The sequence below is a fragment of the Corynebacterium sp. HMSC30G07 genome (assembly GCF_001806945.1).
GTDB lineage: Bacteria > Actinomycetota > Actinomycetes > Mycobacteriales > Mycobacteriaceae > Corynebacterium > Corynebacterium riegelii.
On sequence record NZ_KV786464.1, the window covers coordinates 20184 to 28834 of the forward strand.

Genomic DNA, 8651 nt, shown 5'->3' on the forward strand with positions numbered 1-8651 from the left:
TGGCTCATTCTAGGGCAAATCTATGTCCGCGTTCTGGTGACTAAGCCATGTAGCCCGGCGCTTGCTGGATTGCGCCCTCAGACTCCAAACCATCCAGCCACTCCATAATCCCCTCACGAGGGCAATCTGCGCCTATGGACGCCGCGAGCATCCCACCCGGCCCCATCTCCACCCGGCAGCCGAACGCCAAAAGTGTCTCGGCGAGCTGCAGTGGCGCCTCCGTCGCCGGGAGAATGCGCACCGTGGACGCACCGCCGCGCACCACCACGCGATCCACGTGGAACTGGCCGCCAACCGTGACGCATTCGACGATGTCGCCCAGCGCCAACGACGTATCCACAAACGGCACGCTGGCAACCACAAAATGGTTGCCAGAGAGCTGGTGGCCCGCAAGCAGCTCATTTTCCACACCCGGGACGCTCACGCGGGTGGTGATAGTGGTGATCGGTTGCATGCCCGGGATTGTAGCCGGTGCTCAGGTCTGGGCGTGGCGGGTTGGCGGTGGTTTGGTGGTGGGTTGGTGCGGCTTTGAAACTCTGAAACGCAAACATCGCTTTTCCTAGAGCTCTTCGTCCTCTTCATCCCCTTGCCCTTTGGGGCCGACCCCGAGATTGCTAACGTGAAGTGGGTCTTTTAAGTTTTCTGGGTAATTGAAAACGCATTGCCGAATACCATCTACATGTTCACTGAGGCTCGTGGTAACGGTGGCCCACATTGGGTCAAGAATAAAATCTATCCCGGAACGGCGGGCATGCTTTGCAGCTGGAACAAAGTCGCTATCTCCGGTGATCATCACTATCTGATTTACCGTTCCACTCTCCGCAAGAGATGCTATGTCGAGACCAATTCTCATATCGACACCTTTTTGAGTGATTTCGAGTTTGAAATCTCTCTCTTGCAAATCCTCTACCCGAAGAGTCCCCGCACAAAGCTTCTTCAGAGGATCAGTCTTCAGCACATAGCCATTCTGAGTTTCAAGTTCTTCACCGCGACGAAGTGCAACCTTTCTCTTGTGCGTTAACGCATCGAAGAACTGATTTGTCCATTTGAACTGGTCGGTCGCGGCCAAGTTCACTTGGCTTCTAGTCAGTGGGTGAAAGAGAACTTTTTCAGAGGGCGGGCAATCATAATAGAAAATTCGGTACAGGCTGCTTCGCGACTTACTTATATGACGGCGGGCATACCTCACCATCTCGTTTGCGCGGTCTTCCGGCGTCTTATCCCCAAATAGGCTATAAGCACGGCGCCTATAGAAACCTCCATCGATTAGAACTGCAGTAATCACCGGACGTAGGTACAAGGGCCGGCCTGCCTCGTTTTCTCGCCTTCGATGCTGCCTAGACTTTTGACTCAAAACTTCCCCCTTAGATGATTAAAGCCCCTGTCATCGGCGTCACTCCTGATTGGTGGAGGGTCAACGGCAAGGGGCGTTGATCAACAATGATAGCACCGCGCGAAGCCTTTTACCATTCGTCAACCTCATTCTTAGCAAAGATTTACAACTTGCCAGACTATCCCTCCACCCCTCCCATAACTCCCGCAAATGTTTCTTTGGGAGCAATTACTGCGGGGTTGGCGACTCGGTTGCTGCCGAAACGTTTCTACCTATGAACCGGAAGAGGGCCCCGTAAGCGCTAATACGCTTCAACGAGACCCTCACCGGCGAAGACAAGGGGTAATGGAACATGCAATTGGGAGGGAATTCGTACCATCCGATCTCCGACAGTCCGGCCCACCGGCACCGCCGGCGGCGAGTACTTAGGCCGTGATGTCGAGGCGGTCGGCACCCTCGGCGACGTCCACGTGCACCGGGTCGCCATCGCGGATCTCGCCGGCAAGCAGCTTCTTCGCCAGCTGATCACCAATCGCCTGCTGGATCAGGCGGCGCAGCGGACGAGCACCGTAGGCCGGGTCGTAGCCACGCTCCGCCAGCCAGGACTTGGCGGCGTCGGAGACGTGGAGCGTGAGGCGTCGAGAAGCAAGACGCTCCGCGAGCGCCGCAAGCTGGATGTCCACAATGCCCACAAGCTGCTCCTGGGTCAGCGGGTCGAAGACCACCACGTCGTCCAGGCGGTTGATGAACTCCGGCTTGAAGTGGTGCTTGACCGCCTCCATGATCTGCTCGCGAGTACCACCCGCGCCCAGGTTGGAGGTGAGGATCACCACCGTGTTGCGGAAGTCCACGGTGCGGCCCTGGCCGTCGGTCAGGCGGCCTTCGTCCAACACCTGGAGCAGGACATCGAAGACGTCGGGGTGGGCTTTCTCGACTTCGTCGAAAAGCACGAGCGAGTACGGACGGCGACGGACAGCCTCGGTGAGCTGACCACCAGCGTCATAGCCCACGTATCCCGGAGGAGCACCGACCAGGCGCGCAACGGAGTGCTTCTCGCCGTACTCGGACATGTCGATGCGGACCATGGCGGACTCATCGTCGAAGAGGAACTCCGACAGTGCCTTCGCCAGCTCCGTCTTACCCACACCGGTGGGGCCGAGGAAGAGGAAGGAACCAATCGGACGGTTCGGATCCGAAACACCCGCGCGGGCACGACGCACCGCGTCAGACACCGCAATGACCGCCTCGCGCTGGCCAACCACGCGCTCGCCCAGCACGTCTTCCATCTGCAGCAGCTTCTCAGTCTCGCCCTGCATCATCTTGCCAGCCGGGATACCCGTCCAGCTTGAGACCACATCCGCGATCGTGTCAGGCGTGACCTCCTCTTCCAGCATCGTCTTCGTGCCGGCCTCAGACTCAGCCTTGGCAACCTCCGCCTCCAACTCCGGGATGCGTCCGTAGCGCAGCTCAGACACCTTGGCGTAGTCGCCCTCGCGCTCCGCGATCTCGGACTCATTGCGCAGGCGCTCCAGCTCCTCCTTCGCGGACTGGACGCGATTGACCTCGCCCTTCTCGTTCTCCCAGCGAGCCTTCATCTCGCCCAAAACCTCACGCTGATCCGCCAACTCCTGGCGCAGCGCGGCGAGGCGCTCCTTCGAGGCTGCGTCCGACTCCTTCGCCAGCGCAATTTCCTCAATTTCTAGACGACGCACCACCCTCTCCAACTCATCAATCTCCTGCGGAGACGAATCAATCTGCATACGCAGACGCGAACCGGCTTCATCGACCAGGTCAATCGCCTTGTCCGGCAGGAAACGGTTAGTGATGTAGCGGTTGGACAGCTCAGCGGCCGCCACCAGCGCGGAGTCCTGGATACGAACACCGTGGTGGACCTCGTAGCGCTCCTTCAGGCCACGCAGAATACCGATCGTGTCCTCCACGCTCGGCTCGCCCACGTACACCTGCTGAAAACGACGCTCAAGCGCCGCGTCCTTCTCAATGTACTGGCGGTACTCATCCAGCGTGGTCGCACCAACTAGGCGCAGCTCACCGCGCGCCAGCATCGGCTTGATCATGTTGCCCGCGTCCATCGCGCCCTCACCGGAGGCGCCGGCGCCGACGATCGTGTGCAACTCATCAATAAACGTAATGATCTCGCCATCACTGGACTTAATCTCATCCAGCACCGCCTTCAGGCGCTCCTCAAACTCGCCGCGGTACTTCGCGCCGGCCACCATCGAGCCCAAGTCCAGGCTGATCAGCGTCTTGCCCTTCAGGCTTTCCGGGACGTCACCGGCAACGATGCGCCGCGCTAGGCCCTCAACCACAGCGGTCTTACCCACACCAGGCTCACCAATGAGCACCGGGTTGTTCTTCGTACGACGGCTCAGCACCTGCACCACACGACGAATCTCCGCGTCACGGCCAATAACCGGGTCAATCTTGCCCTCACGCGCACGCGCCGTAAGGTCCGTGGAGTACTTCTCCAACGCCTGGAACTGCTGCTCCGGGTCCTGCGAGGTCACCTTCTTGTGCCCGCGTACAGACGGAAAGGCGTTCTTCAACACCTCATACGTCGCCCCACGCTTGCGCAGAAGCTCCGCAGCCTCGTCGCTACCCTTCGCAATCGCCGCCAAGAGCACCTCCGTAGAGACGTACTCATCACCCAACTCACCCGCCAGCTCCTGGGCAGCATTGAGCGCCGTCAGCGCCTCACGGTTAAAGTTCGGGTTCGCCATGTTGGCACCCTCAGCCTTGGGGTAGCCAGCCGTAATCTCCGCAGCTTCCTTTGCGACGGTCTCCGGATCCACCCCCGTCGCCTTCAACACAGGAGCGGCAATACCGTCCTCCTGCTTCAAAATCGCCTCAAGCAGGTGCGCCGGACGAATATCCGGGTTGCCCGCAGCCGACGCCTTCTGCAGCGCCTGTTGGATCGCTTCCTGCGTTTTCGTGGTTGGGTTAAAAGCTCCCATCTCGTACTCCTTAGTGTTGTTTTGTTGCTAAATTTTGTTGTGCACTTGGTGTGCACTGTCGTGCACTGTCGTGCACTTTGCTCTGCACTTGGTGTAACGCACGCGAGGTTGAGTATGTTCCACTCAACTTTGAACTGGGCCGTTTGGGCCTCGGTTTGGTCTATGCCTGTGGGCTCGGGCCTTGGGGGTTTCTGAGATTTGGAGTACGGGGGGAGCTTTTTGGGATTGCGGCGAATATCTGCCAAACCGGGGATAGTTGCATTGGCTGACAGCTGGTTCACAGTTTCGGACCTATTGCGGCAGATATCCCCGATTTGGCAACATGCTGCCGCAATTGAAAAAAGCTCCCCCACCACCCCACAGTCCCAAGGCACGCACTGAGCAAGCCGAGTGCGCTGAGCAAGCCGAGTGCGCCGAGTGCAGCGAAACTACAACACAACAACGGAGGGGGATCCACCAATGGACAACAAGGCCGAACAGGCACAAGAGCAGGCACAAGAGCAGGCACAGGGAAAGAAGCGCGTTGAGACCGCTGCGCGCGGGCTGACCATTTTGCGGCTCATGCAATGGGGGCGCCAGTACACGGCTCGCGACCTTGCCGAGGCGCTAGGCGTGAGCGAGCGCACGGTGCGCGAGTACATCGCGCAGCTGCGGCGAGACGGCTACAACATTCACTCCGCACCCGGTGTCGAAGGCGCCTACCAAATTCAGTCGGGCGACTACATTCCCACACTGTTCTTCAATGAGAAGCAGTTCGATCTCATCCTGAAAGGATTACGCGCGCTGCCGTTCTTGCTTGGTAATGACCACCCTGACGTCGCCGAACCCCGCCTCCTCTACGACAAGATCATCCGCCAACTTCCGTATGGCACTGACCATCGGGTCTCCGAGGAGATCCGCGACTTTGAGTGGAACATGCTGAAGATGTCGGCGAAGGCGACTGCGTATGATCGACGGTCATGAAGGACCCAGCAAACGTGCGAGCAGAATGGTTTCAGCTTTTCATTGACGCCTACCCACAAGGCGCCGCACTGTTGCCACAGGGCACGACCGAGATGCCGCAGATCGCGCTCGATGCTGTGGAGTACGTCCTAGAACACGCGACACACGCAGCGCACGCCGGGGCCAACGGCGAAGGCAGCCCGGAAAACAGAAACGCCAGCGCTCCGGAGCTGCCGGAGGAGGTCACGCGGCGCCTGGAAGCATGGGCGCTGGATTTGCGTCGCACGGGGTTTCCGCCGGCTGAGTTTGGGGCGGTTGGGGGGCTGTACGGGGGCGTCGTCAAGCTGGAAAAGCCCCAGCGTGAGGTGCTTGCGGCGGCTGCGGACGTGATGCGGAAGGCCAGCGAGGCGGCCGACGCGGCGGGCATTGCGCCAGCGCACGTGGCGCAAGTGACGGATGTGACACAGGCGGCGGGGGTGACGGTGTTGAGGTTGGAGACGGGCTCGCAAATCGAGTACCAGCCGGGCCAGGTGCTGCCCGTGATGTTGTCCGGACGGCCGGGCGAGTGGCACCAGTGGGCGCCGGCGACGCCGTCGAACAACTTTGGCCAGCTGGAGTTTCACGCGGAGCTGGATTCGGACCCGGGCGATTTTGTCACCGTGGGTGCGCCGCGCGGCAACGGAGTGGAAATTGGTGAGCGCGACGTGCTGCTTGTGGCTGTGGGAACCGGGCTGGCCGCAGCCAAGGCGATCGTGTTTGACCTGCTGGAACGCGAGGAGAAGCCGAACGTACACCTCATCATCGCGCCGGGCCCGGAGGGTTTCTATGACTTGGCAACACTCAGCGCACTGGCCAAAGCCCAGCCCTGGCTGACGGTGACGTGCGCGTCTGCGGACCCAGAGTTGGCCACCGGCGGCCTGCCGTGCGTGCGCGTGCCGTTGCACATGCTGGTTGAGGGGCCTGGCACGTGGTGGGGCAGAGACGTCATTCTGAGCGGATCCGAAGCCGACATCACGCCGCTAGCGGAGACGCTTGCAGAGCTCGACCCGCAGGTCATCGCGCATGACGCTAGTGCATCTCCGTTTGCTCAGTAATAGTCAAAAGCGGTAGCGCGCGGCGGGTGGTGTCCACTTCGCTGAGGTCAATGTCCACAATCAGCGTCTCCGGGGCGTAACCGGCCTCCGCGATGCGATGCCCAACGGGGTTGACCACGCACGAATGCCCAGCGCCGGTCGGGCCGGACGCCTCGCCGGCCTTGGTCTGCCAATCGGGACGCGCCTGGCCCGCCGCCGCAATAAACGCGCCGCTATCGAGTGCGCGGGCGGCCGTCAGTGTGCGCCACTGCTCGATCTTGTCTTTGCCATCGGCCCAGCTCGTAGGCACCACGATCAGCTTCGCGCCGCGCGCAGCCAGCGCCTTGAACTGCTCCGGGAAGCGAATATCAAAGCAAATTGCCACGCCCACCGTCACGCCCTCGTGCTCAAACGTGACAAGCTCGCTGCCAGTTTTGACGGTGTCGGATTCGCGGTAATTGAACGCGTCGTAGGCGTGAATCTTGTCGTAGCCCTTGTGTATATTTTCGCCCGTTATGAGTGCCGTGTTGCGCACGCGGTTGAGGGTTTTTTCGCCGACCTTATTGACATCACCCGGCCGAAACATCCCCGCCACAATCTTCACCCCACAACGCGTGGCAAGCTCGCGCATGGCGGTGGCGAACTCCCCGTCCAACTCCTCCGCCTGAGTATCTAATCTCCCCTGGTCAAAGGCCTGCGAGGACGCTTCCGGCAGCACGATGAGGGTGGCGCCGGCGGCGGCTGCGTCTTCAATCAGCGGCGTCAGTTTTTCAATGTTTTCGGCCTTGCTGGCTCCCGTGACCGTTTGCAATAAGGCGATTTTCATGTGGATAACTCTAGGCAAGTTATCCACAGTTTGGCTGCAAACCGTTGTCCCGCCCACCACCGCCTGCCACACTGCCGGCATGAATTTTCTTAGCCTGACCGAACAAACCGCACGCACCGCCCTCGGGCATCTCCCCGAGCGCGTCCCAATCCCCACATCCACCCTCGACTCCTCCCTTACAGCCACCGCCCTGTCCCAGCTCCAGGCCAAGGAGCTTCTGCTTCACGACGCCACGTTTCACCCCCTCACCGCCCACCTCAAATCCATCGCCACCTTTGCTCGAAGCGTCGTTGATGCCGACGACGCGTGGGCCGATCAACTCGCCGGGAAGCTTAGGAGGTTTGGCCGTGACTGACCTCACGTATGCCCCGAGCCTGTTTCCTACCCAGCTGCGCAGCGTTGCTAGCGCCTGGCGGCTTACCGCCAGGGCGTTATCGGCCCGCGCCACCGCCGTGCGCCGCGCGATTGACGCGTTGAAGGCCAGCGGCTTCGACGGTCCCGCGCCGCAGCAGGCGTATAAGCGTTTAGAGTCTTACGCCGCTAGTTATGAGGCCGCCGCCGAGCGCGCCGAACGCGTCGCCGACGTGATGACGCTAGCCGCCCAACAGCAGGACCTCATCGACCAGGCCGCCGCCGACGCTCTTCACCAGCGCACCATTGTGCTGCTGAATCTGATGTCGAAGCAGCTGGATATGGCGGTTGCCAAACATCTCAACCCAACCGTTGCGGATCGGATGGAGAGGTTGGTGGATGGGGTTGGCGTGGGCGTCGATACGCTACATGCCCAACACATGGCCACCCTGCCCGCCGCAACCCAACTGGCCATCGAGCGGGCCGGCGGGACCGTGCTGGAGGCCGGGCCCGGGGCGACCACCGTGATGGTTGGAAATGCCGTGGACCCCGCGCGCATCATCACCATGGTCGCGGGCGTCTCCAGCGGGGACCCGCGCGACCTGCCCGCCGAGCTGGCGAAAGCCCAACGCATCGCGGAGACCACCGGCGCGGCCGTAGTGGTGTGGCAAGGCTACGACCCGCCCAAAGACCTGGCTGAAGGCTTCTCCGGGCTGCCGGCCACGCGCGGGGCGGCGGACCTGTCCATGTTCCAACTCGCGCTTGAGCAGCGCTGGCCGGACGCCACCAAAACCGTGGTCGCACACTCCTACGGCACACTGGTGGCCAGCCGCGCCGCACACCAGCACGGGTTGCTTGCGGATGACCTGTGGCTATTAGGCAGCCCGGGTGTCGACGGCCGCTCCGTTGACGACCTCACCCTACGCAGCCCCGATTCTGAGGTGTTCGTGGCGGACGCTTCCGATGATGTGATCCTCGCCCTGCGTAATGATGCCTTTAGCCTCCACGGCTCCACCTCCCCCAGCGACCCCAGCTACGGCGCCACCATCATCGACGGCGTCCGCGGCAGCCACAGCGACTACTTCACCGACCAGGTGCTGCTGGATGCGTTGGCTGGTGAGGTTGGTGCTGGGGTTGGGGTTGGTGCTGGGGTT

Annotated in this window: 8 protein-coding genes; 4 read left to right on the forward strand and 4 right to left on the reverse strand. The window is 61.4% G+C overall.

The features are described 5' to 3' along the window. Positions 1 to 40: 40 nt before the first annotated feature. The 3 genes from HMPREF3104_RS06305 to clpB form a co-directional block, all read right to left on the reverse strand. Positions 41 to 454 carry a DUF4265 domain-containing protein gene (locus tag HMPREF3104_RS06305; RefSeq protein WP_052205996.1) on the reverse strand — a complete coding sequence of 138 codons (414 nt, stop codon included), beginning with the start codon at positions 452 to 454 and terminating at the stop codon, positions 41 to 43. A 105-nt stretch (positions 455 to 559) separates the two neighbouring features. Next, the gene (locus HMPREF3104_RS06310) at positions 560 to 1075 is read right to left on the reverse strand and encodes an NYN domain-containing protein (RefSeq protein WP_308314034.1); all 516 of its coding nucleotides are present in this window, start codon (positions 1073 to 1075) and stop codon (positions 560 to 562) included. Between the two features lie 683 nt (positions 1076 to 1758). Beyond that, a complete protein-coding gene (gene clpB / locus HMPREF3104_RS06315) occupies positions 1759 to 4305 on the reverse strand; it encodes an ATP-dependent chaperone ClpB (RefSeq protein WP_052205993.1) in 2547 nt (848 codons plus the stop codon). A gap of 459 nt (positions 4306 to 4764) precedes the next feature. On the opposite strand from clpB, the gene HMPREF3104_RS06320 reads away from it, so the two are divergent. Together HMPREF3104_RS06320 and HMPREF3104_RS06325 are read left to right on the forward strand one after the other, a co-directional pair. Continuing rightward, positions 4765 to 5268, forward strand: coding sequence for a helix-turn-helix transcriptional regulator (locus HMPREF3104_RS06320; RefSeq protein ID WP_070494852.1), 504 nt, complete (start codon positions 4765 to 4767; stop codon positions 5266 to 5268). Further along, entirely contained in the window at positions 5265 to 6341 is a 1077-nt protein-coding gene (locus HMPREF3104_RS06325) for a ferredoxin reductase domain-containing protein (protein WP_070494853.1), read from the forward strand. Before HMPREF3104_RS06320 ends, HMPREF3104_RS06325 begins: the two co-directional genes overlap by 4 nt. Here the strand turns inward: HMPREF3104_RS06325 and HMPREF3104_RS06330 are convergent. Continuing rightward, positions 6316 to 7146: a carbon-nitrogen hydrolase family protein gene (locus HMPREF3104_RS06330; protein ID WP_070494854.1), complete on the reverse strand. Its 831-nt coding sequence runs from the start codon at positions 7144 to 7146 to the stop codon at positions 6316 to 6318. The genes HMPREF3104_RS06325 and HMPREF3104_RS06330 overlap by 26 nt on opposite strands. Before the next feature lie 79 nt (positions 7147 to 7225). On the opposite strand from HMPREF3104_RS06330, the gene HMPREF3104_RS06335 reads away from it, so the two are divergent. Both HMPREF3104_RS06335 and HMPREF3104_RS06340 read left to right on the forward strand, forming a co-directional pair. Then, positions 7226 to 7501, forward strand: a complete 276-nt coding sequence (locus tag HMPREF3104_RS06335) for a hypothetical protein (RefSeq protein WP_141738153.1) — start codon at positions 7226 to 7228, stop codon at positions 7499 to 7501. Continuing rightward, the coding region (locus HMPREF3104_RS06340; protein ID WP_168156361.1) for an alpha/beta hydrolase at positions 7494 to 8651 on the forward strand (1158 nt) is incomplete at its 3' end. The genes HMPREF3104_RS06335 and HMPREF3104_RS06340, both read left to right, overlap by 8 nt.